Raw genomic sequence first — 26,863 nt, 5'->3', positions numbered from 1 at the left:
GGCCCATTAACCTTGGAGGAGGCTGATCTACCATGAGAGCACTGATTGTAATTGATTTCACGAATGATTTCGTTGACGGGAACCTGCCTGTCGGCCAGCCCGGCATCGATATTGCGCCCAGAGTCAGTGAATTGACGGAACAATTCGTACGGAGCGGGGACTATGTGGTGATGGCTGTAGATCTGCATGAGGCGGATGACGCGTACCACCCGGAGACCAAGCTGTTTCCGCCGCATAATCTGCGGGGAAGTCAGGGACGTGAGCTGTACGGAAGCCTGAAGGCTGTCTACGAGGATAACCGGGAAGCCATCTACTGGATGGACAAAACGCGTTACAGCGCCTTCTGCGGCACGGATCTTGCGCTGAAGCTGCGTGAGCGGGGCATTACAGAGGTGCATCTGATCGGAGTATGTACGGATATCTGTGTGCTGCATACGGCAGTGGATGCTTACAACCACGGCTTCGGGATCATCGTGCATGAGGATGCCGTAGCCAGCTTCAACCCGGACGGCCACGTGTGGGCGCTTGAACACTTCCGCGGCAGTCTCGGCGCGAAGGTCGTCACGGCGGAATAGAGTTCCAACACAATAGCAGCTGCAGAGCCCTTATACAGCAGTGCATACATTAGGAGATGAGGACTTGAGGAGAGAACTTGCTCTACATACAGACAAATATCAGATTAATATGATGTACGCCCACTGGATGAACGGTACCCACAAGCGCAAGGCCGTGTTCGAAGCCTACTTCCGCAAGCTTCCGTTCGGCAACGGGTTCGCCGTGTTCGCGGGGCTTGAGCGGATAGCCCAGTATATCGCCGAGCTGCGGTTCACGGAAGACGATATCCGCTACCTGTCGGAGCAGGAGGAGAACTATGCACCCGCATTCCTGGAGGAGCTGCTGCAGTTCCATTTCCAGGGCAGCCTCCATTCCATGAAGGAAGGGGCCCTGGTCTTCCAGGATGAGCCGCTGATCCGGGTGGAAGGCACGATTATGGAGGCGCAGCTGGTCGAGACGGCAATCCTGAACTTCATGAACTATCAGACGCTGATCGCTACCAAGGCCTCGCGGATCAAGCAGGTGGCCCCGGACGACACGCTGCTGGAGTTCGGAACGCGCCGTGCGCAGGAAGCGGATGCCGCAGTGTGGGGCGCACGCGCCGCTTATGTCGGCGGCTTCCATGCAACCTCGAACATGCTGGCCGGCAAGAAATTCGGCATCCCTACGAAGGGCACCCATGCCCATTCCTGGGTGCAGAGCTTCCCAAGCGAGCAGGAGGCGTTCGACGCGTACGCCAGAGTGATGCCGGACGGCGTGACGCTGCTGGTGGATACCTTCGATACCCTGCGCAGCGGGGTGCCGAATGCCATCAACACGGCGAAGAAGCTGGAGGCACAGGGCAAACGGATGAACGGTATCCGGCTGGACAGCGGTGACCTTGCTTATCTGTCCCGCAAGGCGCGTGAGATGCTGGATGAAGCCGGGCTGCAGTATGTGAAGATTGTGGCCTCCAATGATCTGGATGAGAACACCATTATGAACTTGAAGTCGCAGGGGGCTGCAATCGATACATGGGGTGTCGGCACCCAGCTGATTACCGCTGCGGATCAGCCTTCGCTCGGCGGCGTCTACAAGCTGGTCGAGATTGAAGCTCCAAGCGGCGAGATGATCCCCACGATCAAGATCTCTTCCAATCCCGAGAAGGTATCCACTCCCGGCAAAAAGGAAGTCTACCGCATTATCGGCCAGAACGGAAAAGCGTTGGCGGATTATATCAGCTTCGCCGATGAGCCTGCGCCCCGCAGCGGTGTCCGGCTGAAGCTGTTCAACCCGCTGCACCCTTATATGAAGAAGCATGTGGAGCGCTACGACGCTCTGCGGATGCTGGAGCCGATTGTGGTGAACGGCTTCCAGGTCTATACCCTGCCGGAGCTGGCGGAGATTCGCCGTTACCATGAGGAGCAGCTAGACCTCTTCTGGCCGGAGTACCTGCGCAAGCTGAACCCGGAAGTCTTCCGCGTGAATCTCAGCGAACAGTTATGGAACCGCAAGCAGCAGCTGATTGCGGAGCATATGATTACGGATGTGGAGTAGAATCTGGCCTGAATTTCATTAGAACCAGAATATAGTCAGCCCTCTCAGGCCTGCCGTGCGAACCCGGCGGTATGAGGGGGCTTTTTGTGTGAGCGACCATTTACTCATTGACAGCAAGTCTCTGAAATCATATATTTAAAATGTTCCAGTTAACAGATTTGGAAGAAAGAGTTTTTTTGCAACAAAAGTTTAAGCGCTTTAATTTTACTCTTCAGCTCATTATAACCGCTATGTTCTCTTCTGTAGCCGCCACACCCGATTGAGGAGGTGAACTTTTCCTACAGCTGTCCGTTTGTAAGTACAATGGATTCTCTGAAGTATCCACCCCAACGATGAGGAGTGAACGGGTTATGAACAAGCAAGGGAAACGCAAGCTGCACTGGAAAAGTCTGATGCTTCTATGTTTGGCAATGTTCATCCTGCCTGCCGGGTCCGTCTTCGCCGCAGTGAACAAACCGTTCCCGCAGCACACCACCTATACGAGCGGAACCATTAAACCGAACAATGTCACACAGACAGTCATGGATAACGCTGTTAAGACCAAATGGGATGCATGGAAAGGCACATATCTCAAGCCGGCCGGGACCGGTAAGTATTATGTCAAATATAATTCGGCGGGGGAGACTGTCTCCGAAGCGCATGGCTATGGCATGTTGTTCACTGTGCTGATGGCCGGCTATGACACGAATGCGCAGACCTATTATAACGGACTCTACAATTATTACACAGCACATCCAAGCGCCATCAATCCCTATCTGATGTCATGGAAACAGAACAGCAGCTTCCAGAATATAGAAGGACAAGACTCCGCAACCGACGGTGATATGGATATTGCCTTCTCGCTGCTGCTGGCCCACAAGCAATGGGGAAGCAGCGGAACCGTCAACTATTTGCAGGCAGCAACAAACATGATTAACGCCATCATGGATAAGGAGATTAATCAGACTCAGTGGACAATCCGTCTTGGAGACTGGGCGAATAGCGGTTCATACAATACGGCTACCCGGCCTTCAGACTTCATGCTGAATCACTTGAAGGCTTTCCAGACCGCTACCGGGGATGCCCGCTGGCAGAATGTAACGAACAAGACCTACACGATTATTAATAGCCTCTATACCGGCTATAGCTCAACCACCGGCCTGCTGCCGGACTTCGTAGTTTACTCCAGCAATACCTATAAGCCAGCCGCCGCGAATTTCCTGGAGGATGCCAACGACGGCAACTATAATTATAATTCCTGCCGTACACCGTGGCGGATCGCCACCGATTATCTGCTGACAGGCGATAACCGGGCCTTAGCCCAGCTGAATCAGCTGAACAGCTGGATCAAGACCAAAGTTAGCAGTACACCGGGGAACATCAAAGATGGCTACAAGCTGAACGGAACCACCTTCGGCAGCTATAACAGCGGCGCGTTCTATGCCCCCTTCGGTGTAAGCGCCATGACCTCCTCCGCCAATCAGAGCTGGCTGAACTCGCTCTGGAGCCATACGGCCAGCAGCGCAGCAGAGGATTACTATGAAGACAGTATTAAGCTGTTCTCGATGATTGTTATGTCAGGCAACTGGTGGACTTACTAGGCACTCCCCGGCAGCTTCCCGGTGTAAATCGGTGAAGCTGCTTTTTTTGTTGTTTAGGAATTATGATTTTCTTCCGGAATGTATATGAAAAACTGAACACAATGTGCTGCTACGAAGGAAGTGGCCGAAATGTATGCGGAAATCCGAGTACAATCGGTGCTGCTGCGATAAAGGACGGGCTCCATAATCGGCAGCCCGTAACATTTGAGAGAAATCCTGCATGAAGTGCAGCAATACTACCCATTAGAAGCGCCAAATGCTGAAATCATGCATGAAATGCAACAAAGCCCGCGCTAACTTGCACTAAACACCAGAATTCCTGCAAATGATGCAACAATGTAGCGTAGCCCGTAACATTTTTAGAGGAATCCTGCAAGATGTGCAACAATGCGGCTCCAAGCAACCGGTCGGTGAGGACGTTTATCTTATGCCTTCATATGTCAGACTTTGTCCCTGCATTGAATATGCGTGAAAAGATAAATATGACAATAAGTAATATTTAATGCAATAATATAACAAAATACTACAAAATAATCATCCATAAATATATATTATTTAACAACTTATGTACTATATAAATAATAAAGGGGTAGATGTATTATTTAAGATGTAATCGGCCGATTAACAATGCTTGGAAAGGCGGAAGAATTGTGAAAATTAAAAAGTTTCTGTCTGTTCTTCTTATCTCTGCTGTTGTATTGATTCCATCGGCTTCCGCATTTGCCGAAGAAAATGTACAATCAGTGGAAGTTTCTCCTGCATCGGTTGGAGTTGGGGATAGTGAGTCTACTGCAATAAGTTTAATTTTGAATGGAGAAGGTGGGGTCTTAGGGGGAGTAACCTATGATCTTTTTATTCAAAATGGAACAGAACAAGATTGGTTTAAATGGACCAACACTACGCCAAACTATTTACGGGCTAGTGCATTAGTGGGAGGCTTCCCAGGCAATGGACCCACTAGAGCGGCAGTTATCATAAAAAAGGAGGGCTGGGGTGACACTGGTCCTATTTATCTCGATCAAGCAAATACAGCGGAAAGACAAAATTTTGCTAATATGGTCATTGCCCCGGGAGCAACGGTATACGTAAGAGTTGATTCACCCAATAACCCGAATATGTCGGCTTACCATTTTGTATTTTTTGCACTTCCAATTTAATACATTGAAAGTTAAAGGGCATCTCGATTAAAGGGGTGCTCTTTTTCGTTTGCTAACCTACGTATTCTTTTACAGTTACATCGACTCTTGATTATAAATCCCCCTTGAACAAGGTACAAAAACTCCCTTTTACAAATCTCTTATCAATGTACTGAACCATTAGAATAGATGTTGTTTCAAAAAGGGATGAAGATCATTGACGATGCTGTGCATTACGCGAATTTCTGTGATATTTTTAACATCTTAATTTTTAATTTTATTGCTAAATTAAGGATGACATCTCATCCACAGCTTGCTTAGGAAAGTGCGGAATTACACAGAATCTTCACATTTTGTCGTTTTCATGGAAGCTTTCCTTCTATTGAAATAACACCGCACTGTCGCGTATAAAGAAACCTGCATAAATCTATAAAGAATTGTGATTTCCTGAGCGTGGAAAATGCAAGATATGTCACTTCGCGGCTTGCAAAATCAAGTTACAATCGCTTAAAAAAGTCAAAAGGATGTACTAAGAAAGGGGTTATGTCGGTGGTACAATTGCCAATAGTAAATGAGCTGGGATTCTTTGAGATTCGTCTGGAGTCCATTGGAGGCCTGGGCGCGAACCTGGCAGGTAAAATGCTGGCGGAAGCAGGAGTGGTCGGCGCAGGGCTTAACGGCGTCAGCTTCTCATCGTACGGTTCGGAGAAGAAGGGGTCTGCGGTTAAGGCTCACATCCGTTTCTGTGATATGGATACCCATATCCGCGATACTTCCCCGGTCGAGCGTCCGCATGTTGTAGGGGTATTTCACGAAGCACTTGCCAAGACCGTTAATGTAACCAGCGGAATTCATGAACACAGCACCGTTCTTGTGAACTCGGCCAAGACGCCGGAAGAACTCAGAGAGCTGCTGAAGATGAAGGCCGGCACGATTGCAGTGATCGATGCTACCAGCATCGCACTCAAGGAGAAGAACCGCGTCAATATGGCCATGCTGGGGGCGCTTTTCCGGCTCTGCCCGTTCCTGGACACAGATATTATGAAGGGCGTCATTGAGAAGTCCCTCGGCAAAAAATATCCGCAGGCCGTCCAGTCGGCTATCACCACCTTCGAGCGCGGCTACAATGAAGTGAAATTCATGCAGTTTGAGCTGGCTGCTTGTGATACGATGCCTGAATATGTCCGTTCCGATATCTCGGCTCTCGGTTATGAGACTCAGCCGATGGGCGGAACGATCACGAATCCAGGCGGCAGCTTCCTGAAGAACCTCAGCATCTCCCGTTCCGGTATGCTTCCGGTCTTTGAGATGGAGTCCTGCATCAACTGCGCACAGTGTGACACGGTATGTCCTGACCAGTGCTTCGTGTGGGAAGAGCGCCTGGACCGCAAGGGCCGTTCGCAGATGTTCCTGCTTGGTATTGACTACCAGTACTGTAAAGGCTGCCTGAAATGTATCGGTGCCTGCCCGACCTCAGCATTATCCAGCATGAGAGAGAAGGAAGGCTTCGCAGACAGCCATACCGTGAAGCATCAGTTCGATCTGGTAACTCCAGTCTAAAACCCGGAAGAAAGGTGGAATACATTGTGGCTATTGATTATGAAAAAGAACTAGGCTCCGCCAAGGTGGAGCAGAAATTCCTATACGAGTCCGGCAATGAAATGGCGGCCTATGCCGCGCATCAGATTAACTATCATGTCATGGGTTATTTCCCGATCTCCCCATCGACTGAGGTGGCCCAGTTCCTCGATACGATGAAGGCCAGCGGCCAGCACGATATTATGCTGGTACCGTCCGATGGCGAGCACAGCTCTGCAGGGATCTGCTACGGTGCTTCGACAGCAGGCGGTCGTGTATTTAATGCAACGAGCGCTCAAGGGTACATGTTCATGCTGGAGCAATTGCCTGTACAAGCAGGTACGCGGATGCCGATGGTCATGAATCTGGTCTGCCGTTCGATCTCGGGACCGCTGAATATTCACGGAGACCATTCCGATCTGTATTTTGCCCTGAACACCGGCTGGCCGATCCTGATGTGCCGTGATCCGCAGTCGGTCTATGATATGAACCTGATGGCGCTGAAGCTGGCGGAACACGCCAAGGTCCGGCTGCCGGTGATGGTGGCCTCTGACGGTTACTTCACTTCGCACCAGAAGCGCCGGGTGCAGGCTTTTGCCCATCGTGAGGATGTTCATAAGTTCGTTGGCGAACAGCCGCCTGCAGGCTTTACCGATACCCTTGACCGCAATAACCCGGTCACTGTGGGGCCTTACATGAATGAACCGGATTACATCAACAACCGATATCAGCAATCCGTTGCGATGTACAATGCGGGTGAAGTCTTTGAAGAAATTGCCCAGGAATTCGCAGAGCTGACCGGACGCCATTATGAGATGATCGAGCAGTACCGGATGGAGGATGCCGATGTTGCTGTCTTCCTGATGAACTCGGCTTCGGAGATTATTAAGGACGTAGTGGATCAGCTCCGTGAGCAGGGAATCAAGGCAGGGGCAATCTCCCCGAACATGATCCGTCCGTTCCCGCAGAAGCAGATTGCTGAAGCACTGAAGCATGTCAAAGCCATTACTGTAGGTGACCGTGCCGATTCGGTTGGCGGACACGGCGGTAACATGGTGAACGAGATTAAGGCTGCACTGTTCACTTACGGCAATACAACGACTAAGGTGATCAGCCGGATCTACGGACTAGGCGGTAAAGACTTCTATGCCGAGGACGGGCATCACTTCTTCCAGTTGGCTATGGATGCCGTTGTTGCGGACCGTGTAGAGATTCCGTTCGATTACTATGGCCATAATCCGGGAGCGCCGGAGAATGCGCCGAAGCGCCTCTTGAAGCCGATGGACTTCGATAAGCTGAAGACCGGCCTGATCACGGTAACCCGGAACGAAGAGACTGGCAAGCTGAGTGTCAGAGTTCCGCCGGTCCGTTCGCTGATGAAGAAGCCGAGACGTCTATCTCCAGGGCACGGCGCATGTCCGGGCTGCGGGATTTTCTCCGGGCTGGAGCTGTTCTTCAAAGGGATCGAAGGCGATATCGTAGCACTCTACCACACCGGCTGCGCGATGGTAACGACTACCGGATATCCGTATTCCTCCCATAAATCGACGTTCATCCACAATCTGTTCCAGAACGGCGCAGCTACGCTGTCCGGTGTGGTTGAGATGTTCTGGGAACGCAAACGCCGCGGTGAGCTTGACGGGCTGGGGCTGAAGGAAGACTTCACGTTCGTTATGGTTACCGGCGACGGCGGGATGGACATCGGGATGGGGCCTGCGATCGGTGCAGCGCTGCGCGGCCACAAGATGATCATTGTGGAATATGATAACGAAGGATATATGAATACAGGGGCGCAGCAGTCCTATTCGACACCACTCGGACACCGGACTTCCACCTCAAGCATCGGCAAAACCCAGCAGGGCAAGGTGACCCAGCACAAGGATACAGCGCAGATTATGGCGGCTACCAACATTCCTTATGTCTTCACCGGCTGTGAAGCTTATCCGCAGGATATGCTGAAGAAAGCGGCGAAGGCCCAGTGGTATGCGCAGAATGAAGGTCTGGTCTACGGCAAGATTCTCATTGCCTGTCCGCTGAACTGGATGAGCGACGACAAGGACGGCACAGATATCGTGTCCCTGGCTGTCGAATCCTGCTTCTTCCCGCTCTATGAAGTAGAGCAGGGAATTACCAATATCACCTATAACCCGGAAGATAAGGACAAACGGATAGAAGTATCCGCCTGGCTGAAGACAATGGGCAAGACCCGCCATTTGCTGAAGCCGGAGAATGAACCGGCTCTGCGCAGCTTCGAGGGTGAAGTTCAGCGCCGCTGGAGCCGCCTCAAAGCTAAGCATGAGCATCCTGACTTGTAAGGTGCAGAATCTATTGGAAGCTTAGCATTCTTAAGCATACGCAACAGCTAAAGTTAGTACCCGCCCGGCAGAGTCACTCTGCCGGGCTATTTGCTGCTTCAAGTAACCCGAAAAAACTATTTAGTATAATACTTTTATAAAGTAATATAGTAACGAGGCGACAGACAGTTAAAAAGTAGCTTCGAGGTCAAGCCGCCACCGCTACAGGTGGAGGAGTTCAGCAACCATTAGAAGGTTAGGCGGGGGTAGCATGGCAACAGTATTCTTAATTATTATTTATCTGGCGTTCATCAGCCTGGGACTGCCGGATTCGATGCTTGGCGCAGCCTGGCCGGTTATCCGGCTGGACTTCGGGGCGCCGGTCGAGCTGGCCGGACTGCTGTCGATGATAGTGGTCGCCGGCACGATTATCTCAAGCTTGGCCAGCAGTGTGGTGCTGAAGCGGCTCGGAACGGGAATGGTTACTTTTATCAGCGTGGCGGTAACGGCTCTGGCCCTGCTCGGTTTCTCCTATTCCTCTTCCGCCTTGTGGGTGGCTCTGCTGGCCTTGCCGCTCGGTCTGGGGGCCGGTTCGATTGATACAGGGTTGAATAATTATGTGGCGACTCATTACAAAGCGCATCATATGAGCTGGCTGCACTGTTTCTGGGGGATAGGGGCTATGCTGGGGCCGATCCTGATGTCGCGGTATATTGCGAATGGCGAGTCTTGGAGAACAGGGTTTTTCGCGGTCAGCATGATTCAGTTCGCACTAGTCGTGGTACTGTTTTTCAGTCTGCCGCTGTGGACAAAGGTAAGCAAACGGGGCGGACAGCAGCCTGTTGGGATGTCTGAGAAGGCAGATTCCCGGCCTGCGGCCGTTCCCGCTGAGGGTAAGGTGCTGCGGATCAAAGGCGTGAAGCTGGCGATGCTTACCTTTCTGTTCTATTGCGGAGTAGAAGCCACGGTGGGGCTATGGGGCAGCAGCTATTTGGTCAACGTAAAGGAAGTATCCCCGGCAACTGCCGCCGGATGGGTCTCGCTCTATTATGGCGGAATCACGGCCGGGCGGCTGATCACCGGCTTCATTACCTTCCGCTTCAGCAACCGTACGCTGATTCGCGGCGGGCTGGCGATTTCACTCGGTGGTGCGCTGCTGCTGGCCTTGCCGCTTCCGGCGGTATATTCACTGGTCGCTTTTATTCTGATTGGCCTCGGCTCGGCACCGATCTTCCCCTGCATGCTGCATGAGACGCCCGCCCGGTTCGGAGCGGAGAATTCGCAGAAGATTATGGGGTATCAGATGGCCTTGGCTTACACCGGCGGTGCGTTTCTGCCTCCATTGTTGGGCTGGGCGGCGGCGCGGAGCACCTTCATGATTCTCCCGCCGGCAATGATCGGGTATATCATAGTGATGATAGTAAGCTCTGAAATCATTAATAGGATGATGAGCAAACGACAAGGAGAGGTGAACCTGTAATGAGATTCATAGAGTGGCAGGATGGAGTATGGAGCAATGAACCGGTGTCAAGCAGGACCGTGGACGGTCAACTGGTGACCCTTGCAGCGGAGGGCAGCGATTACTGGGAAAAGACGATGTACGGCTTCCAGCATGACAACGGTCATGCGCTGCTTGCCCCCTGGAATACGGCAGAGGCGGTAGAGATCAGCTTCGCGCTGGACGGGTTCACGGAGCTGTATGACCAGGCAGGCATTATGCTATGGCACAGCGGCGAGCAATGGATCAAGGCCGGTATTGAGCTGAATGACGGTGTTCCTCATATAGGTGCAGTTGTGACGGACGGTTACTCTGACTGGTCATTGTCCCCTGTTCCCGAATGGAAGGGCGAGGTGGTTACCCTCCGGGCTTCGCGGATGAAGGATGCGGTAATCCTCAGAGCGCGAACAGAGAATCATCCATGGCGGACTATCCGTGTTGCCCGGTTCCCGTATGAGAATGGCACCCAAGCGGGACCGTTCCTGTGCGCTCCAACGCGGGCCGGCTTTCACGTTACCTTCACACGCTGGGCAGCTACAGTACCCGATGCAGATGTTCATACAGACCCGCCAATCGTATAGATTTTTCCGGACAAAAGCAAAACCGCCGCTGTGCGTATCTTTCAAGCGCAGACGGCGGTTTTGCTTTTTACAATATACTATCGTACAGACGGGAGAGGCAGACTATCTTCTTCTGCTGCGCACCATTGCGGTAGGCCCGCACATTTCATCCCGGACGGAATAAGTGTAGATATGGTGAGGGACCGGAACACAGTGATGGCGTCTGACGACCTCGACATGGTGGACCACCTGGACTTCCTGGGGATGATAGTAATCTTCATATACAACCTGTGTGGGATCTGTAACCGTTTGGGTAGGACATTTCGGACAATTTCTCATTACACTCAGCTCCTTCGCAGTGGACTTATGCCAGTATACGCGTTATGTAGGAGCCTGCTTGTTCATTCGTCTATTTTTCGGCAAAATAGGTGTCCGTCCATGCTGCCCATGCTTCGTCTCAGGAACGCTTGTAAATCTCGCGCATGACATGGCGCAGCTCGGGCAGGATCAGCCGTTCCATGGCCAGCTTGATCGCACCGGTGGAGCCCGGCATGGAGAAGACAGCGGTACTGCCGATCGTCCCGGCAATGGCCCGGCTGAGCATAGCGGCAGAGCCGATATCTTCTGTGAAGCTAAGCAGCCGGAAAATCTCCCCGAAGCCCGGCAGCGACTTGTCCAGCAAAGAGGCTACGGCCTCATAGGTGGTGTCACGGGGGGAAATACCGGTCCCTCCGGTCAGAAGCACGGCTTCGATGCCGGAATGAACGGAGCTTTTGTAGACCAGCTCCCGGATATCCTCATAATCATCCTTCACGATGGTGCGGCCGATCACGTTATAACCGGCGGCTTCCAGCAGGCTCTGGATCAGCGGACCTCCTGTGTCCGTATCGGTGGTCCGGGTATCCGAGACCGTTATGATGTAGCAAGCGACTGAATCCGGGGCTTCGCTCCGGTGTTCTTCGACGGATGATATACGAACCAGCTCCCTTTATTATCTGCTGTGCAGCTTATATTTCTCATGATAGGGGATGGAAGCAGTAATAACAAGCTCCGGGGGAAGCTGCTGTAGCCTACATAGACAGTACCGCCTTGCACAGAGGCGGTCATTGTAGTACACTCGCTACCATAACCGATTGAGGCAGGGAGAGGGCAAACTTGGAACAGTCATTACCAGTATATATTTTGTCGGGATTTCTCGGCAGCGGCAAGACCACATTACTACAGCGTCTTTTGGATCATTGGAACCTTCAGGGCTTGCGGCCGGCTGTAATCATGAACGAGCTGGGTGAAGTGAATCTGGATGGCTTGCTGGTGGAGCAGTCTGTGCCCATGGCTGAGATGCTGGGCGGCTGCATCTGCTGCACAAGCAGGGGGGACTTAAGTACGGAGCTGACCACGCTAATCAAAAAAGAATCGCCGGATGTAGTTATCATCGAGGCTACGGGTGCAGCCAACCCGCTGGAGATTGTGGATGCGGTGACGGAGACCTCTTTATATCAGCAAGTGGAGCTGAAGGGGCTGATTACCGTCGTCGATGCCGCCCATCTGCTGGAGCTGTACCGTTCCCAGCAAGGGGCTACCTACCGTCTGATGCAGGAGCAGATCCGCTGTGCATCCGTCCTGATCCTGAACAAGACAGACCGCATTCAAGCCGCAGAGATTGCAGAGATCTCGGAAGTATTGCGCAAGTGGAACGCCTACGCGGAGATTCTGCCGGCGGTACGCTGTGAACTGGAGCCAGAAGTGCTGCTGGGTAGTGTGGGAGCCGTTCATATGGATGACCGGTCTGCGGGCGGGGAGCAGGTGGAGAGCGGGGCTGAGGGGGCGATGCATGCGTCCCATGATCATGTGATGGCTTACACCCATTATTTCCAGAATCCCGTGAACAGCGAGGAATTTGAACGGTTTGTGAAGGAGCTGCCGCGCGATGTGTACCGGGCCAAGGGAATCGTAACTTTTACAGATACCTCCAGCCGGTTTCTATTTCAGTACGCCTACAGGGAGGCGGATTTCATGAGAATTACGCCCCAAGGCGAGGTGCCGGATGTTGCGGTATTTATCGGTGAGCATTTCTCCTCCGGCGATCTGCGCAGGGAGCTTCTGCGCCTGGAGAGACGTCTAGTGACCAGACCCGCAGCGGTCAAACGAAGCCTATAGTTAACCATCTGCAGTTCCTTATGAATGGTTCGTTCTTATTCTTGCAGGTTAATACATAGGCATACCCTATACTAATTGCAGGAGGTTGTAAGGCTATGACCCGAATTCAATATCAGGAATGCATTAATGCTTTGATTAAATGTATGGATGCCTGTAACTATAGCTATGTCTCAAGCCTCAAGGAATATGATCTGGCCGATCTGCGGGAGAGCATCCAGCTGGACCGTGAATGCGCAGACATCTGCTCCTTCGCTATTCAAGCGATGACCCGCCGAAGCCCGTTCGTGGCCGAAATCCTCAAATTATGTGCTGACATCTGTGACCGCTGCGCCGACACAAGCAGCCGTCATAAGCATAACCATTGCCAGGATTGCATCGATACCTGCCGCAATGCAGCCATGGCCTGCAGAAGGGTCAGTGAAGCTGTTGAAGTCTACGCCTGACATCACCCTTTAGGACTGACATATACTGCATTGAATACTTAACAGGAACCAGGGCGGCTGCAGACTTTATTCTGCACAGTTCTGGTTTTTTCGATGTGAAATGGATGGAACCGGGAAATTAAAAAGGAGAATAAAGGCATTCCGGCGAATGTTACATTAAGAGAATAATCAGGCTGCCGTCCGGTGAGGCCCATTGGCATGCACGAATGGAAGGAGGCCTGGAAGCCACGAATGCATCACCTCTAATTACAATTACTGAAGGCAGCAAGCGGTATGGAAGCCGCCCGGTACTTACCGGGATATCGATGACGGTTCTTCCTGGCACGGCCACCGCTCTGATTGGCCGCAACGGGTCCGGCAAGAGTACGCTGTTGTCCATCCTCGCGGGACTGCTGAAGCTGACTTCCGGCACGCTTACCTGCGACCGCCAGGCGATAACCACAGGCTATGCACCTGAAGCCTTTCCCGGCTTGAAGCTCACCGCCGAAGACTATCTGCGCTGCATGGGCCGGATTGCCGGACTCTCCGAAGCGGCTTCGGCATCCCGGATCAACGAACTGCTGCAGCTGTTCAGTCTCGAATCCTCCCGCAGCCGCAAGCTGGCTGGCTTCTCCAAGGGGATGCTGCAGAAGGTCAACCTGATCCAGAGTCTGCTGATCCGGCCGCAGCTGCTCCTGCTCGATGAGCCCGTGTCAGGATTGGATCTGCCCGCACAAGATACGCTTATCGATATCCTGCTGGAGCTGAAGGCGGAGGGGACAGCACTCGTCTTGTCCGTTCACGAACCGCAGCTCATCGAAGCTGTCGCGGATACAGTATATGTATTACATGAAGGGCAGACCATCCGGACGATTCATGGAGCGGAGAAGCTGAAGAGTGCTCCAGTAGTGAATATCGTCTATACGGCACTGCCGGGACAAGCCCAGCAGGCTCTGGAAGCCTTGTCTGGAGTCATCCGCGTGCTACCGGAGCCGGATTTTGCCGGTACAGCTTGTACAGGGTTGACTGTAGATCAGCAAATGTCAGATACATGCCTGAAGCAGATTCTTGCAGCGGGCGGTTCTATAGTTTCGGTGAAGCCTCTCGGGGGATTAAGTGACCTGGCCGAGTGGATGGACCCCAAGGATCAGAGCGGGAGTGAACGCGGGTGAAAGGGCTAATCAGTTATTTTTTGCACAGTTATACAGTCTCCCAGCGGTTCTTCGGACCGGTTGCCGGCATTATGATTCCGGTATTAATACTGTATTCCTATAAGCCTAACCCGGTAATGAGCAGCTACTCGGCAACGGCAGTCTTTTTATTCGTAGCCTGTGCGTGGCTCGGCCTAAGCTTCCTTAACCATGAGCAGGCGGTGCAGAAGCAGGTGGTTATTGTTCAGCTCCGTAGTGCCCGACGCTACAGTATCGGAAGTCTGCTGACCCTTGTTCTGCTTACGCTTCTGCTGGATATAATCATCGTACTTTATCCCGTGTTGGCCGGAAGCTTCCAAGAACCTGCCGGACTTCAGCGGATCTTGCTTGGTTTGGCCGGACATGCTCTAATGGGGTTATTAGGGATCACTCTTTCCTTGTACCTGCAATCCTCGTGGGTACCGCGGGCTGGCTATGCGGCCGGAATGATGCTGATTCTCCTCATTTTATCTATTAGCGCCGGTAAAGTGGCTGAAGTGGTGCCTGGGCCCGTTGTATCCATTCTCCTGCCGCCGGTATATCCGGTTATGGACAGGATGATGAATGCAGAGACTCTGCCGGTTTCTTCCGTGCTCAGAGCCTATGCCCATGCGTTGGCGTACATAATATTGCTTGCCGGGTTCTACATCTACCGTTCCGGCCGCATGGACTATAACAAAACAAACTGAGCTGTGTCCTTTGAACTTGATGATTTACAATTTGAAAAAGGTGACGGAGGCCAAATATTCACCGCAGTAACGGTTATTCCAAAATAGAACGAAAAGTTCAACCACACACGATCAAATAACCAGATTAAGGACGGGAGGAACGATGAAGGATACACAAATACCGGAGAGTGAACAATCCAAAGAGCTATTTGCCTATTTCGGGCTGGCTGTGTACTATTGCCAGGCACTGGAGCAGCAATTAACGAATCTGCTGCTGCTGACGAAGCTGTCGCGGGGTAAGACGCCAACCGATGCCGAAATCGCAGAGTTGTATCAACGCAAGCTTAGCAATTCACTCGGCCAGCTCATCAAAGAAATCCAGCATCACTTCCCCTTCTCTGAGGAAGAGACCAGTCAATTGCAGGCCGTATGGAAGGAACGCAATCATATCGTCCATGATTACTTCAAGGAACGGATTCAAGAGACCTTCACCCCGGCCGGCCGGGCCCATATGATCCGTGAACTGAAGCGCTTCAAGAACAAGGCAAGCCGGCTGGAGATTAAGCTGCAGGGCTATTGTACAGAGATGTACAGCAAGCTGGGTCTTGAGGAAGAGCATATCCAATGACGTGTCCAATGAAATATAGCTACACCTACGAGAAGACTCCCCTTATCGCAGCATGACTGCGCCAGAGGGAGTCTTTTTTGGTAGTGCGAGCTGAGCTCAGGGGATGACCGGATGTATGCGGAAAATTGAATACATTGGGGTAGGTTGTGCGTATGCCGGATGAATGCAGAAAACTGAATACAATGTGCTGGAGAGACGTCATGTGGGCTGACGGAGAGCTGCGAGGGGCACTAGTGCCCCTGAATTCAGCGGATACGAGCCAAAGGCCCGAATGAGGAGCATTAGTGCCCCTGAATTCAGCGGATGCGAGTTAAACGCTCAAATGAAGAGCACTAGTGCCCCTGAATTTAGCGGATACGAGCCAAAAGTCCAAATGAGGAGCACTAGTGCCCCTGAATTCAGCGGATACGAGCCAAAAGTCCAAATGAGGAGCACTAGTGCCCCTGAATTCGCTGATTGCTCCAGAAGCGGGTGGATGTGAGTAATGTGTGAGAGGTGGTTCACACAAGCTGTGTAGACCGCATAAGTCCATATATCCTCCACCCGCTGGGGTATCAGATGATTGAATTAATTTGTCTTTACAGGCGTAGCTGTAGCAGACAGCGCCTCCTCCAGCTCCTGCAGTCCGCAGGAGTGAACGACATCCGGCGCGAAGCGGATCGCGGTGGCTCCGGTCGAGCGTTGCAACGAGGAGAAGGCTCCGGTGAGCGCGGGGAGCATGGTGCGTTCAAGCGCCTCCCCGTCCTCCCACCACCAGCGGACGATGGTCAGCACGCCGGTCTTCTTGTTCATCACCGGCTCCAGCCGGCCGATGAAGCGGTCGCCGTAGAGGAGGGGGAGGACATAGTAGCCGTATTCCCGTTCAAGCACTGGCTTATAGACCTCCCAGCGGTATTGAAAGCCAAATAGCTGTAGGATCAGCTCTCTGTCCCACAGCAGATTGTCCAGAGGAGCCAGTGCCGCTGCGAAGGATGACGCTCCCTCAGCATGACCGGCCCCGCCTTTATTACCAGCCTGAGACCCTGCTGCGGACTCATCTGCACCCGTAGTATCATCTTCAAGCAATACGGCTTCAAGCTCAGGGAGGTCTGCTGTGCGGATGTATAGCGGGAGCTTTAGTCCATCCACCTGTACCTCGCGGAGCAGGTCCTTCTCCAGCAGCCGCTGCACAGATGCTGTCCGCTCCTTACTCTTCAGGCCTGCAATGCCGAGCCAGCCGTCCCCGGACCGGTTCCATTGCAGGCCGATACTGCCAATCCGGCGCAGCACATACCAATCGTGATGCTGCTCCAGCGTCTCGTTAGGATCGCTTGCGCTAAGCAGTTCAGGAGGAAGCAGCTTGGCAGTGAAGTCGTAATAACGGCGGGTGTGCACCCGGTGATGGATGGATAGCTCGCCCCAGAAGTACATGCTCTCCATAGCAGCCCGGGAGAGTCTTGCCGGAGCCCAGGACCAGTCGATCTTCTCTTTGCTCGCAAAGTCCAGTGAAGAGAGCGGTCCGCGTGCATCCAGCTCCGCGCGGACATGAGTAATCATGGCCGCCATAGCCTCGTTATGCTGATGCCTGGCGGCAGCTTCCCGGCGCCGCTGGAAATACGGCCAATCCTCTGTACAGTAAATCGACATGTTCTTATCCCAGCCGTCAATCAGCAGTCTGTCCTTATATAGCAGCTCATTGGCCATCTCGGGCACGAAGCCGGGGATTCTCGCCTGAAGTACCAGCTCGTGGTTATGTCCGGCTATGCTGAGCGGATCATACTGAATACAGCCTACATGCCGGACGAAGTCATAGATGCTCTGCTTACCGCCGGGCAATCCATCCGGGACAAGCCGCTGATGGCGCAGCAGGAACAGCCGGGCTTGCCGCTTGCTAAGACTGTAGGTTATCATCATCTTCACCTCATCCATAATATGTATTGCTCCATTATACAGAACAAACGTTCTGATATCAAGTGAAAGACACCCCCTGATGCCTTCCTTCGTCAGGGGGTGTTCTTAATGCAATGTAACGGTATATGCGATTGCCTGCCATTAGGCTAAATTGCTGTACTCGAGCCCCTGGCTTAAGCAGCCGGCCTAGATCTGTTCCAGCGATGGCCGGAGTCCGGCGGCAGAAGCAGAGTCCCCGGACTCCGGAGCCGGCTCGCCCGGGCCGTTCCCGGCACCTGCACCCAGCTGAAGCTGATACATGCGGAAGTATCTGCCGCCCTGTGCCATCAGCTCATCATGGCTGCCGCGTTCGACGATCTGGCCCCGGTGCAGTACCAGAATCTGGTCCGCACTGCGGATGGTGGACAGCCGGTGGGCGATGATGAAGGTGGTCCGCCCTTTTTTCAGCACCTCCAATGCTTGCTGGATAATGCTCTCGGTCTCGGTATCGATGTTGGACGTGGCTTCATCCAGAATCAGGATCGCCGGATCGAAGGATAACGCTCTGGCGAAGGAGATCAGCTGCCGCTGTCCGGCGGACAGGGTGCTGCCCTTCTCAATGACAGGTTCATCGAAGCCTTGCGGCAGATGGGCCAGCAGTTTATCGGCCCCTACCTCGCGCAAGGCGCGTTCGACACGCTCTCTTGAGATCCGTTCGTCACCCAGACTGACATTGGAGGCAATGGTACCGGTGAAGAGGTAGGGGTCCTGAAGCACGATGCCCATATGACTGCGCAGCCATTGCTTCGGCAGATCCTTGACCTTTTGCCCATCGATCGTTATGCTTCCTTGCTGCGGATCATAGAAGCGGAACAGCAGGTTGATGATGGAGCTTTTGCCGGAGCCGGTATGGCCGACAAGGGCGACAGTCTCACCAGGGCGCGCCTCGAAGGAGATATCGCGCAGGACGAAGTCCTTTTTATAAGCAAAGGAGACATCCTTGAATACGACATTTCCCTTGTATCGCGGCATCGATCCGTCAGTGACCGGCTCTCCCGGCTCATCCATCAGCGTGAATACGCGGCCGGCGGAGACCATTGAGCTGTCCAGATTCGCCAGCTGGTTGACCATGCCCGTAATCGGCTGGAACATCCGGCCCAGAACATCGACGAACGCATAGAGAACGCCAAGCGATACGAAGGTTGAACCGTCCAGGCTGCCGAAGCCGAAATACCACAGTACCAGCACGAAGGAGAGGCTGCGCAGCGAGTTCACCAGGTTGTGGGAGGTGAAGGCGTTCAGGTTGAGCATTTTGTTCTGATATTTCAGATAGTCGTCATTGAGCTGCTCGAATTCAGCACTACTCTGCTTCTGGCGGCGGAAAATCCGGATGATCGACATCCCTTGAATCGATTCATTGATAATGGCATTAATCTCACTAAGCCGCGAGCGGATGATCGTGTTGTATTTGGTAGCGATTTTGCGGTACAGCACGATCCAAAGAATAATAATCGGTACAACGAACAAACTGACCAGTCCCAGCTTCACATCCAGCAGGAAGAGGGCTACATAGACACCGGTGATATTGATGATCCCTGTAGCGAAGTTGGATAACACGGCAATGAAGAGATCCTTGACCGCTTCTGTATCATTGGTTACCCGGGAGACTACCTTTCCGGCAGGCAGGTTATCGAAGAAATAGACCGGCAGGCGCTGGATATGGGCATAGACATCGGTCCGCAGCTTGCGGATGACCTGATTGGCAGACGATTGCAGCCAGTAGGTTTTGCCGAACTCAGCAATAATAGAGATCACAAGGAACATGGCGTATAGAGCGACCAGTTGATAGATTCCCGGAAGCTCCGGCTTGTAGAAGGAGAACAGATCACCAGCCGACAGCTTGACGGCCGGATAGACCGTGGTCTGCTCGCCATATTTGATCTGGAGCTTACCGTCCGTGAAGCTGCGCTCGCCTTCGGCCTTTGGTACAGCTTCATTGATGAAGTAGAAGCTTCTGCCTGCCTGAAGCAGACGGACTTCCTGGCCCTTGGCTTCACCTGCGGCAAAACGGTCACCGCGTTTGTAATAAGTGTTGTTATATTCCGCAGCATCCTTCGGCGAGGCTGTCTGGAAGTAGGGCTTCTCAATCGCAAGCAGATGATTGTCAATCATGCTCTTGGCGATAAAAGGCCCTGCCAGCTCAGCCGCTACTCCGATCGTAAGGAGCAGAAGGGCGGCGATGAAGGTCTTTTTGGCGGTCAGTGCATATTGCAGCAGACGTTTGCCTGTACTCTGTGTCAACGGTGACACCTCCTGTATGGGGTTATTCATTCGTCAGATTATTCTCAACCTGCTGGCGGTCGAACTGCTCACGGTACCAGCCGCCGAGTTCCAGCAGCTCCTGGTGTGTACCTTGTTCTGTAATATGCCCGTCTTCGAGGACAACGATCAGATCGGCATGCTCAATCGCCGAGAGGCGGTGGGTGGAGATCAGCGTCGTTTTGCCGCTGCGCTCCTCGCGGATGTTCTCGATAATCTTCGCTTCTGTCCGCGCGTCCACGGCAGACAGAGCATCATCCAGAATCAGAATGTCAGGATTCGCGATGAAGGCCCGGGAGATGGAGACCCGCTGCTTCTGTCCGCCGGAGAGGGAGACGCCGCGCTCGCCAACCATCGTATCCAGCCCGTCAGACAACGTGCCGAGGTCATTCTGGAAGGCTGCGGCGGTAATCGCCTGCATGATCCGTTCATCGCTGGCCCCGGAATGTCCGAACTGGATGTTCTCGCGCACGGACTTGGAGAAGAGGATCTGTTCCTGCGGCACGTAGCCCATCCAGCTGTGAAGCTGGTCGAGAGCAATCTGGGTGATCGGCACACCGGAGATCAGAATCTCACCTGTGCCAGCCGGATATTCATGCAGCAGCTGCTTCAGCAGCGTCGATTTGCCGCTGCCGGTCCGTCCGACCACGCCAAGCGTCTGGCCCTGGGAGAGAGACAAGCTGACTCCGCTGAGATTGTCGATGGTAGAGGTCGGATAGCGGAAGGTTACATCCTTCAACTCGATGGTAGTCGGCTGGGCTACCGGAACCGGATGAGGCACATCCTTGACATCAGGCTTCGCATTCAGCGTCTCGTCGATCCGCTCCAATGAAGCGCCGCCGCGCTGCATGATATTAATCAGCTCGCCGATGGCGAACATCGGCCACACAATCATCCCGAGATACATATTGAATGATACCAGATCGCCAAGCGTAATCTGATTGCGGAATACGAGATAGATTCCGTAGGTCAGAGCGATGATATAACTAAGGCCCACGAACAAGCGGATCGTCGGCTCGAAGAAGGCATCGACCCGGGCGACCGCCATATTTTTGCGGTATACATCATCTGTAATGTCAGAGAAGCACTTCTCATCATGCCGCTCCTGCACATAAGCACGGATGACGCGGATGCCCGATACGGATTCCAGTACCTGGTCGTTCATGTCACCGAAGGCATCCTGCGCCAGACTGTAACGGTCGTGGATCGCTTTGCCGTAGAACACCATGGCTACCGCAATCATCGGAAGCGGGATGACGGCAGCCAGTGTCAGCTTCCAGCTGACCAGGAACCCCATAGCGAACAGGACAACCGTGAGATACACAGTGGAGTCGACAAGGGTGAGCATCCCGAAGCCCACGGTGGCGGATACCGCGCGGATATCATTGGTGGCGCGGGCCATCAGATCCCCGGTGCGGTTACGCTCGAAGAAGGCGGGGGTCATCGTCATGAGATGATTCATGAAGCGTGAGCGGAGCAGACGCTCCACCAGATTCGATCCCCCGAACAGCTTATGCATCCATATGTAGGTGATCCAGTAAATGATCAGCAGCATAAGTACGATCAGGCCAATGTATTTCATGAGTGAACCTGCAGTGATGGCACCGGTGACGATTTCGTCAATGGCGTTGCCGAGCAGGCGTGGAGGCAGGAGTTCTAACACACCTACCACAATAAGAAGGATGAGGCCTATAGTATAGCGCCTTTTTTCCCGGCGGAAGAACCAGCCGAGATTTCGGAGTACGGAGAACAAGGTGAATCCCTTCCTTTCGTGCTTGGAGTAATTACTAAGTTAGCTTGGTTAACGGAACATTCATGGACACTTTGCAGCGGATTATAACCTCACAGCACGCGAAAAAGCGTACCATCCGAAAACGGATGATACGCCTGTAATTGCGGTTATCATGTCCACGGTGCTATAAGCAGCACAGAGACATGTGAGAGATAAGTTAAGCCTGTTCTCATACGTTACGCGTAATACGCATGAACCTCAGGAATTCTCCACTGCTCGGGCTGCTTCGGTATTCAGTTGGGTATAGTTTTCTACAATAGTGGCGAGGTATACCATATCCATGTTAAACACCGAGATCACCCTTTCTTCATTTTGGTAATTACTTGAAGACGTTTCGTTATGTTCCGAGTTTATCATCACACTTTAAGAATTGTCAAACTTAATTTTGCGGGGCGGCAGGATATCTGACTGCATTGCTGCAATGATTTGGTGAATTGAAGTTTTTTGGGTATGATTGGGGTAGAGGGGAGGAGTGGAGAGATGAACATATTCATTAGTCCGGAAGCAGCCGCCTGGTTCAAAAGAGAACTGAGCCTCCAGGAGGGGGCATATATCCGGTTGTTTCCCCGGTACAGCTCAGGCGGGGGCCTGCACCCAGGCTTCTCGCTGGGCATTGCCACCGAGCAGCCTGGACGTCCTGCTGTGAAGTTCATGGAGGGCGGCTTGACCTTCTACATGGAAGAGCAGGATCTGTGGTATATGGAGGGGTACAATCTGTCGATTGTCTATTCGCAAGCTGAGGATGACATCGAATATAAGTATGAGCCTGTGCCGGTGGCATAAGGGAGTGCTGGAGCGAATGGCAGATCCCGGCACTGCCGGGGATGCGGAACAAGCCCTTGCCGTCCGGCAAGGGCTTGTTCCAAAATATAAGAATTTATAGGTTTCACACGATAACTTATCCTTCTATTTCTCGCTGAAGCGGTACCGTCCTTTAAAAGGACGGCCAAGCCGTTTCCACTTGTACGCATCAGGAAAGGGAAACCGCCCGCTGTTCAGGTGACGCGATCAGTGTGAGCTGCGGAAGGTTTCTTCCTCCATGGCGAATTCGAAATCATCAATATCATACACCTGGACGGGAACCCCGCCTTCAATGATGCGCTGGATCAGCTCGAACTGGTCGGTCAGAATCGGCACCTTCTCACGCTGGGAAGCCAGCAGCAGCTCTGTCTCAATCGGATCGAAAGCTTCGCCGTAGGAGGCATTGTCCATGCTGTTGATGATGGTAATCTGCGCGTGTCCGCCGAGGAGGATGCCGGAGCTTTTGGCCCAGGGGATATTCAGGCAGCGGTTAATCTTCTTGGCATTTAGCGGCTCCTCGAAATAGTTGATCAGCTCACGGATTCTGAGTCTGACATGCTTGTCGTCATCCGCCTGGCTCATCACCGGCTCATCGCTGTCCCGCAGCTCGTACAGCTCCATAATTGTGGTATAAGGGACTATATATTCTACAGGGCTCCGCGGAATGAGAAGCTGGCCGTAAATCGCCATCATGACGGCTTCCGTCACAAATTGTCTGGGCATCATTATCCTCCTGAATTTCGGTACTGCAACCGTAACTGTTTAAAAATAATAAAACACTGCAGCGCGCAAATGTCAACTGTACCCTGATGAAGAATGAATTGGAAAGGACCTGACACGCCGTGAAATCTTGGAAATCTTATTATACCTTTGTTCGGCCGTATATGAAATGGATTGTGCTCACTCTGATCATCGGGATGGTCAAATTCAGCATTCCGCTGACGCTGCCGATGATTCTGAAATATGTGGTCGATGAGCTGCTGGGTAATCCCGCACTGACGATAGCGGAGCGGGTCTCGAAGCTGATGACGGTGATAGGCGGGGGCCTTGTTCTATTCGTGATTGTCCGCGGGCCGGTGGAGTATTACCGCCAGTATTTCGCCCAGCTGATTACGAGCAAGGTGTTATTCGATATGCGCAACAAGCTCTACGGGCATCTGCAGCGGCTGTCGCTGCGTTATTACCAGAATACGAAGGTAGGCGAGGCTATCTCCCGGTTCATTAACGATGTGGAGCAGTCGAAGAACCTGGTTGAGGTCGGAATGATGAATGTCTGGCTGGATATGTTCACCCTGCTCTTCGCCCTGGGCTTCATGCTCTATCTGAATCCGGTGCTGACGCTGGTGGCGATTGCGATTCTGCCGCTGTATGGCATTGCCGTCAATACGCTGTACAAACGCCTAAAGGTATTGACCAAAGACCGGTCGCAGGCTCTTGCCGTCATACAGGGCTATCTGCATGAACGAATTCAAGGGATTGCGGTCATCCGCAGCTTCACGATGGAGCGGGTAGACCAGCAGCAATTCGAGGAGATCAACGGCAAGTTTCTGCAAAAAGCGCTGGCGCAAACGCGTTGGAATGCCTTTACCTTCGCGATTATCAACACCCTGACCGATATTGCTCCGCTGCTTGTCATCGGATACGGGGGATACCAGGTCATCCAGGGCAATTTGACCCTCGGAACCTTCGTGGCCTTCTTCGGCTATCTGGACCGGATGTATGCGCCGCTGCGCCGGCTGATTAATTCCTCGACGGTGCTGACCCAGGCATCGGCCTCGCTGGAGCGTGTGCTGGAGCTGCTGAATGAGCCGTATGATATTGTTGATGCTCCGGGCGCGAAGCCGCTGCTGAAGCCAGCCGGGAAGATCGAATTCAGCAAGGTGTGGTTCAAGTACAGCGACGAGCATGAGTGGGTGCTGCGGGACATTAATCTGAGCATTGCTCCAGGCCAGACGGTGGCTTTTGTCGGGATGAGCGGTGGCGGCAAATCCTCGCTGATCAGCCTGATCCCGCGCTTCTACGACATCAGCGAAGGCAGTTTGCGCATGGATGGCCACGATATCCGCGGACTGACGCAGGAGAGTCTGCGGCGGACGGTGGGCATGGTGCTGCAGGATAATTTCCTGTTCAGCGGCTCGGTACGCGACAACATCCGGTTCGGCAACCCGGAAGCGGGGGAAGAGGAGGTCATGAAGGCGGCGGTGTCTGCGAATGCCCACGACTTCATCATGCAGCTGCCGGAAGGCTATGATACCGAGGTGGGGGAGCGGGGTGTGAAGCTGTCCGGCGGACAGAAGCAGCGCGTGGCGATTGCACGGGTATTCCTGAAAGACCCCAAGGTGCTGATTCTGGACGAAGCGACCTCCGCGCTGGATTTGGAATCTGAGCACCTGATTCAGCAGGCATTGCAATCCTTGGCATCTGAGCGGACGACGCTGATTGTGGCCCACAGGCTGTCCACGATTACCCATGCCGACCAGATTATCGTGCTGGAGAACGGGGAAATCACCGAACGCGGCACCCATGAAGAGCTCATGGGACTTGCGGGGAGTTACGCCCGGTTGTTCAACGTTCAACGGCTGGATGCTTAATACGGCAAATATTATTCTTATTCAAAACAAACAGGCTGCAGTTCCACCCGCGCAGGTGGACTTGCAGCCTGTTTCGTCTTGCTTGGTCTTGAGGTGTATCTAGATTTACATCCGTCCGATCAGCAGCGACAGGATGCCGGCAGCGATAAGCGGGCCGACCGGAACGCCTTTGAACAGCGCCACGCCAAGGACAGTTCCGATGAGAAGCCCGGCGACGATGGTCGGCTGGCTGCCCATGAGCACAGCTCCGCGTCCGCCCAGGTAAGCGACCAGGACACCAACTCCGATGGCGGCCAGGGATTTCCAGTGGAGGAATGACTGTCCGACGGTCTGGAGGGAGATCTTCCCGCTGGCGAGTGGTGTCATAACCCCGATGGTCAGGATGATGATGCCGACGGTCAGCCCGTATTTCTCCAGCCAGGGAAAAGCCTGCTGAAGTCCGAGCACACGGATCAGCAGCAGCACAACCATGGCGATGGTAATCGGCGAGTTGCTGCTGATGACACCGAGCGCTGCCAGACCCAGCAGCAATAACGAGGTTATATCCATAGCTTGGATACACTCCTTCTCTTAAGTAAGCCTTGTGCTCACAATATGATCGGCAATCAGCTTACCGTGCCCGCGTCCGCTCTCGATGAATACCTCGTTGGCATTCCGTCCGGAAGCGATAACCCCGGCGACATAGATGCCCGGTATATTACTCACCATTGTCGCGGGGTTAAAGGCTGGTTTATCCATAGAGTCATCCATCTGCACCCCGGCAGAGGTGAGCAGGGCTCTGCTGGGACGGAAGCCGGTCATCGCCAGCACGAAGTCATTATCCAGCTCGGTAGGTTCCCCGTTCACGGAGGAGGTTACCCGAACCGAGGCCGGGGTGATCTCCGTGACGCGCGATTCCAGATGCAGGGTTATGCTCCCCTTTTGCACCATACTCTCGAAGATCGGACGCACCCAAGGCTTGATATTGTCCGAAATACTGCTTCCCCGGTAGACCATATCCACCTTGGCGCCTACCCGCAGCAGCTCCAGCGCAGCGTCCACCGCTGAATTACTGCCCCCGATTACAGCCACCTTCATGCCGGAATAAGGATGTGCTTCGCCAAAATAATGCGTGACCTTCGGCAGCTCCTCCCCGGGAATCCCGATCAGGTTAGGCTGGTCGAAGTAACCGGTAGAGATGACTACATTTGCTGCTCTGCGCTGCTGCTCCTCACCGCGCTTGTTGACCGTATGTACAACGAAGCTGCCATCCTCCTGCGGCAGAACGGACAGCGCTTCTTCATAAGCGGCAATCTCAAGCTGATGCTGCGCGGCAGCGCGGCGGTAGTAGACAAGCGCCTCATGGCGGTAGGGCTTGTCGTTCGGAGAGGTGAAGGGCACATCTCCAATCTCGAGCAGCGGGGTGGTGCTGAAGAACTGCATGTTGGTCGGATACAGGTAGATGGAATGGACAATGAAGTTCTTTTCCACAATCAGACTGGAGAGCCCTTGGCGCTGGCATTCGATGGCTGCAGACAGTCCGCAGGGACCGGCGCCGATAATAATCACGTCTAGCATAATATCTATGTCCTCCTAAGGTAGTATTCTATTCAGTAAATGGTACCTTATATTTTTGTTTTTTGCCATGGCCGGTGAATTCCGCAAATTGGGGATTGATCCAAGGCCATGATGGGTATATAATTAGATATA

At 53.2% G+C, this 26,863-nt stretch carries 23 protein-coding genes; 15 read left to right on the top strand and 8 right to left on the bottom strand.

The window, feature by feature from the left end; genetic code table 11:
- Window positions 1–32 precede the first annotated feature (32 nt).
- The 8 genes from NSS83_RS05060 to NSS83_RS05025 all read left to right on the top strand — a co-directional run bounded on the left by NSS83_RS05060 (window position 33) and on the right by NSS83_RS05025 (window position 10,758).
- A complete protein-coding gene (locus NSS83_RS05060; protein ID WP_341185462.1) occupies window positions 33–575 on the top strand; it encodes an isochorismatase family cysteine hydrolase in 543 nt (180 codons plus the stop codon).
- 64 nt (window positions 576–639) lie between these two features.
- Window positions 640–2,091 (top strand): nicotinate phosphoribosyltransferase, encoded by a 1,452-nt coding sequence (locus tag NSS83_RS05055; RefSeq protein ID WP_341185463.1) that lies wholly within the window; start codon window positions 640–642, stop codon window positions 2,089–2,091.
- Between the two features lie 350 nt (window positions 2,092–2,441).
- A complete protein-coding gene (locus tag NSS83_RS05050) occupies window positions 2,442–3,671 on the top strand; it encodes a glycosyl hydrolase family 8 (RefSeq protein WP_341185464.1) in 1,230 nt (409 codons plus the stop codon).
- A 650-nt stretch (window positions 3,672–4,321) separates the two neighbouring features.
- A complete protein-coding gene (locus NSS83_RS05045) occupies window positions 4,322–4,828 on the top strand; it encodes a hypothetical protein (protein WP_341185465.1) in 507 nt (168 codons plus the stop codon).
- A 528-nt stretch (window positions 4,829–5,356) separates the two neighbouring features.
- Entirely contained in the window at window positions 5,357–6,367 is a 1,011-nt protein-coding gene (locus NSS83_RS05040) for a 2-oxoacid:acceptor oxidoreductase family protein (RefSeq protein WP_341185466.1), read from the top strand.
- Window positions 6,368–6,393: 26 nt separating this feature from the next.
- Window positions 6,394–8,700, top strand: coding sequence for a thiamine pyrophosphate-dependent enzyme (locus NSS83_RS05035; protein ID WP_341347799.1), 2,307 nt, complete (start codon window positions 6,394–6,396; stop codon window positions 8,698–8,700).
- A 250-nt stretch (window positions 8,701–8,950) separates the two neighbouring features.
- The gene (locus NSS83_RS05030) at window positions 8,951–10,159 is read left to right on the top strand and encodes an MFS transporter (protein ID WP_341185468.1); all 1,209 of its coding nucleotides are present in this window, start codon (window positions 8,951–8,953) and stop codon (window positions 10,157–10,159) included.
- On the top strand, window positions 10,159–10,758 hold the full coding sequence (locus NSS83_RS05025; RefSeq protein WP_341185469.1) for a DUF1349 domain-containing protein: 600 nt from the start codon (window positions 10,159–10,161) through the stop codon (window positions 10,756–10,758). The genes NSS83_RS05030 and NSS83_RS05025 overlap by 1 nt, the downstream gene beginning before the upstream one ends.
- A gap of 102 nt (window positions 10,759–10,860) precedes the next feature.
- On the opposite strand, the gene NSS83_RS05020 is transcribed toward NSS83_RS05025, so the two are convergent.
- Window positions 10,861–11,076, bottom strand: coding sequence for a hypothetical protein (locus tag NSS83_RS05020; protein WP_341185470.1), 216 nt, complete (start codon window positions 11,074–11,076; stop codon window positions 10,861–10,863).
- 118 nt (window positions 11,077–11,194) lie between these two features.
- Window positions 11,195–11,710, bottom strand: a complete 516-nt coding sequence (locus NSS83_RS05015; RefSeq protein ID WP_341186788.1) for a molybdenum cofactor biosynthesis protein B — start codon at window positions 11,708–11,710, stop codon at window positions 11,195–11,197.
- 182 nt (window positions 11,711–11,892) lie between these two features.
- Here NSS83_RS05015 and NSS83_RS05010 point away from each other — a divergent pair, with 182 nt between their 5' ends.
- From NSS83_RS05010 to NSS83_RS04990, 5 genes are all read left to right on the top strand, one after another.
- A complete protein-coding gene (locus NSS83_RS05010) occupies window positions 11,893–12,894 on the top strand; it encodes a GTP-binding protein (protein ID WP_341185471.1) in 1,002 nt (333 codons plus the stop codon).
- A gap of 95 nt (window positions 12,895–12,989) precedes the next feature.
- Complete coding sequence (locus tag NSS83_RS05005; protein ID WP_036699084.1) at window positions 12,990–13,337, top strand: four-helix bundle copper-binding protein; 348 nt, start codon at window positions 12,990–12,992, stop codon at window positions 13,335–13,337.
- A gap of 206 nt (window positions 13,338–13,543) precedes the next feature.
- Window positions 13,544–14,488: an ABC transporter ATP-binding protein gene (locus tag NSS83_RS05000; protein WP_341185472.1), complete on the top strand. Its 945-nt coding sequence runs from the start codon at window positions 13,544–13,546 to the stop codon at window positions 14,486–14,488.
- The gene (locus NSS83_RS04995) at window positions 14,485–15,195 is read left to right on the top strand and encodes a hypothetical protein (protein ID WP_341347798.1); all 711 of its coding nucleotides are present in this window, start codon (window positions 14,485–14,487) and stop codon (window positions 15,193–15,195) included. Before NSS83_RS05000 ends, NSS83_RS04995 begins: the two co-directional genes overlap by 4 nt.
- A gap of 142 nt (window positions 15,196–15,337) precedes the next feature.
- Entirely contained in the window at window positions 15,338–15,802 is a 465-nt protein-coding gene (locus NSS83_RS04990) for a hypothetical protein (protein WP_339310040.1), read from the top strand.
- A 567-nt stretch (window positions 15,803–16,369) separates the two neighbouring features.
- Here NSS83_RS04990 and NSS83_RS04985 read toward each other — a convergent pair.
- The 3 genes from NSS83_RS04985 to NSS83_RS04975 all read right to left on the bottom strand — a co-directional run bounded on the left by NSS83_RS04985 (window position 16,370) and on the right by NSS83_RS04975 (window position 21,743).
- Window positions 16,370–17,710: a winged helix DNA-binding domain-containing protein gene (locus tag NSS83_RS04985; protein ID WP_341347797.1), complete on the bottom strand. Its 1,341-nt coding sequence runs from the start codon at window positions 17,708–17,710 to the stop codon at window positions 16,370–16,372.
- A 168-nt stretch (window positions 17,711–17,878) separates the two neighbouring features.
- On the bottom strand, window positions 17,879–19,972 hold the full coding sequence (locus NSS83_RS04980) for an ABC transporter ATP-binding protein (RefSeq protein ID WP_341347796.1): 2,094 nt from the start codon (window positions 19,970–19,972) through the stop codon (window positions 17,879–17,881).
- Between the two features lie 22 nt (window positions 19,973–19,994).
- The gene (locus NSS83_RS04975) at window positions 19,995–21,743 is read right to left on the bottom strand and encodes an ABC transporter transmembrane domain-containing protein (RefSeq protein WP_341185476.1); all 1,749 of its coding nucleotides are present in this window, start codon (window positions 21,741–21,743) and stop codon (window positions 19,995–19,997) included.
- A 519-nt stretch (window positions 21,744–22,262) separates the two neighbouring features.
- On the opposite strand from NSS83_RS04975, the gene NSS83_RS04970 reads away from it, so the two are divergent.
- A complete protein-coding gene (locus NSS83_RS04970; protein WP_341185477.1) occupies window positions 22,263–22,565 on the top strand; it encodes a hypothetical protein in 303 nt (100 codons plus the stop codon).
- A 225-nt stretch (window positions 22,566–22,790) separates the two neighbouring features.
- Here NSS83_RS04970 and NSS83_RS04965 read toward each other — a convergent pair whose 3' ends face one another.
- Window positions 22,791–23,306 (bottom strand): ADP-heptose synthase, encoded by a 516-nt coding sequence (locus NSS83_RS04965; RefSeq protein WP_341185478.1) that lies wholly within the window; start codon window positions 23,304–23,306, stop codon window positions 22,791–22,793.
- Between the two features lie 119 nt (window positions 23,307–23,425).
- Between NSS83_RS04965 and NSS83_RS04960 the strand changes: the two genes are divergently transcribed.
- Window positions 23,426–25,174: an ABC transporter ATP-binding protein gene (locus NSS83_RS04960; protein ID WP_341185479.1), complete on the top strand. Its 1,749-nt coding sequence runs from the start codon at window positions 23,426–23,428 to the stop codon at window positions 25,172–25,174.
- Between the two features lie 105 nt (window positions 25,175–25,279).
- On the opposite strand, the gene NSS83_RS04955 is transcribed toward NSS83_RS04960, so the two are convergent.
- Window positions 25,280–25,723, bottom strand: coding sequence for a DUF441 domain-containing protein (locus tag NSS83_RS04955; RefSeq protein ID WP_340753298.1), 444 nt, complete (start codon window positions 25,721–25,723; stop codon window positions 25,280–25,282).
- Between the two features lie 21 nt (window positions 25,724–25,744).
- Entirely contained in the window at window positions 25,745–26,731 is a 987-nt protein-coding gene (locus tag NSS83_RS04950) for a YpdA family putative bacillithiol disulfide reductase (protein ID WP_341185480.1), read from the bottom strand.
- Between the last annotated feature and the right edge of the window lie 132 nt (window positions 26,732–26,863).

This window comes from Paenibacillus sp. FSL H3-0469 (genome assembly GCF_038051945.1).
Taxonomy (GTDB): domain Bacteria; phylum Bacillota; class Bacilli; order Paenibacillales; family Paenibacillaceae; genus Paenibacillus_AQ.
The sequence above is the reverse complement of the archived record's forward strand: the minus strand, read 5'-3'. Positions and strand labels throughout refer to the sequence as shown.

Excerpts from the sequence above, each read along its gene's own strand:
- NSS83_RS04990 (WP_339310040.1), top strand. The coding sequence starts at position 15,338 with ATGAAGGATACACAAATACCGGAGAGTGAACAATCCAAAGAGCTATTT.
- NSS83_RS05000 (WP_341185472.1), top strand. The coding sequence starts at position 13,544 with ATGGAAGGAGGCCTGGAAGCCACGAATGCATCACCTCTAATTACAATT.
- NSS83_RS05030 (WP_341185468.1), top strand. The coding sequence starts at position 8,951 with ATGGCAACAGTATTCTTAATTATTATTTATCTGGCGTTCATCAGCCTG.
- NSS83_RS05025 (WP_341185469.1), top strand. The coding sequence starts at position 10,159 with ATGAGATTCATAGAGTGGCAGGATGGAGTATGGAGCAATGAACCGGTG.
- NSS83_RS04965 (WP_341185478.1), bottom strand. The coding sequence starts at position 23,306 with ATGCCCAGACAATTTGTGACGGAAGCCGTCATGATGGCGATTTACGGC.
- NSS83_RS04950 (WP_341185480.1), bottom strand. The coding sequence starts at position 26,731 with ATGCTAGACGTGATTATTATCGGCGCCGGTCCCTGCGGACTGTCTGCA.
- NSS83_RS05005 (WP_036699084.1), top strand. The coding sequence starts at position 12,990 with ATGACCCGAATTCAATATCAGGAATGCATTAATGCTTTGATTAAATGT.
- NSS83_RS05060 (WP_341185462.1), top strand. The coding sequence starts at position 33 with ATGAGAGCACTGATTGTAATTGATTTCACGAATGATTTCGTTGACGGG.
- NSS83_RS04985 (WP_341347797.1), bottom strand. The coding sequence starts at position 17,710 with ATGGATGAGGTGAAGATGATGATAACCTACAGTCTTAGCAAGCGGCAA.
- NSS83_RS05050 (WP_341185464.1), top strand. The coding sequence starts at position 2,442 with ATGAACAAGCAAGGGAAACGCAAGCTGCACTGGAAAAGTCTGATGCTT.
- NSS83_RS04970 (WP_341185477.1), top strand. The coding sequence starts at position 22,263 with ATGAACATATTCATTAGTCCGGAAGCAGCCGCCTGGTTCAAAAGAGAA.
- NSS83_RS04955 (WP_340753298.1), bottom strand. The coding sequence starts at position 25,723 with ATGGATATAACCTCGTTATTGCTGCTGGGTCTGGCAGCGCTCGGTGTC.
- NSS83_RS05020 (WP_341185470.1), bottom strand. The coding sequence starts at position 11,076 with ATGAGAAATTGTCCGAAATGTCCTACCCAAACGGTTACAGATCCCACA.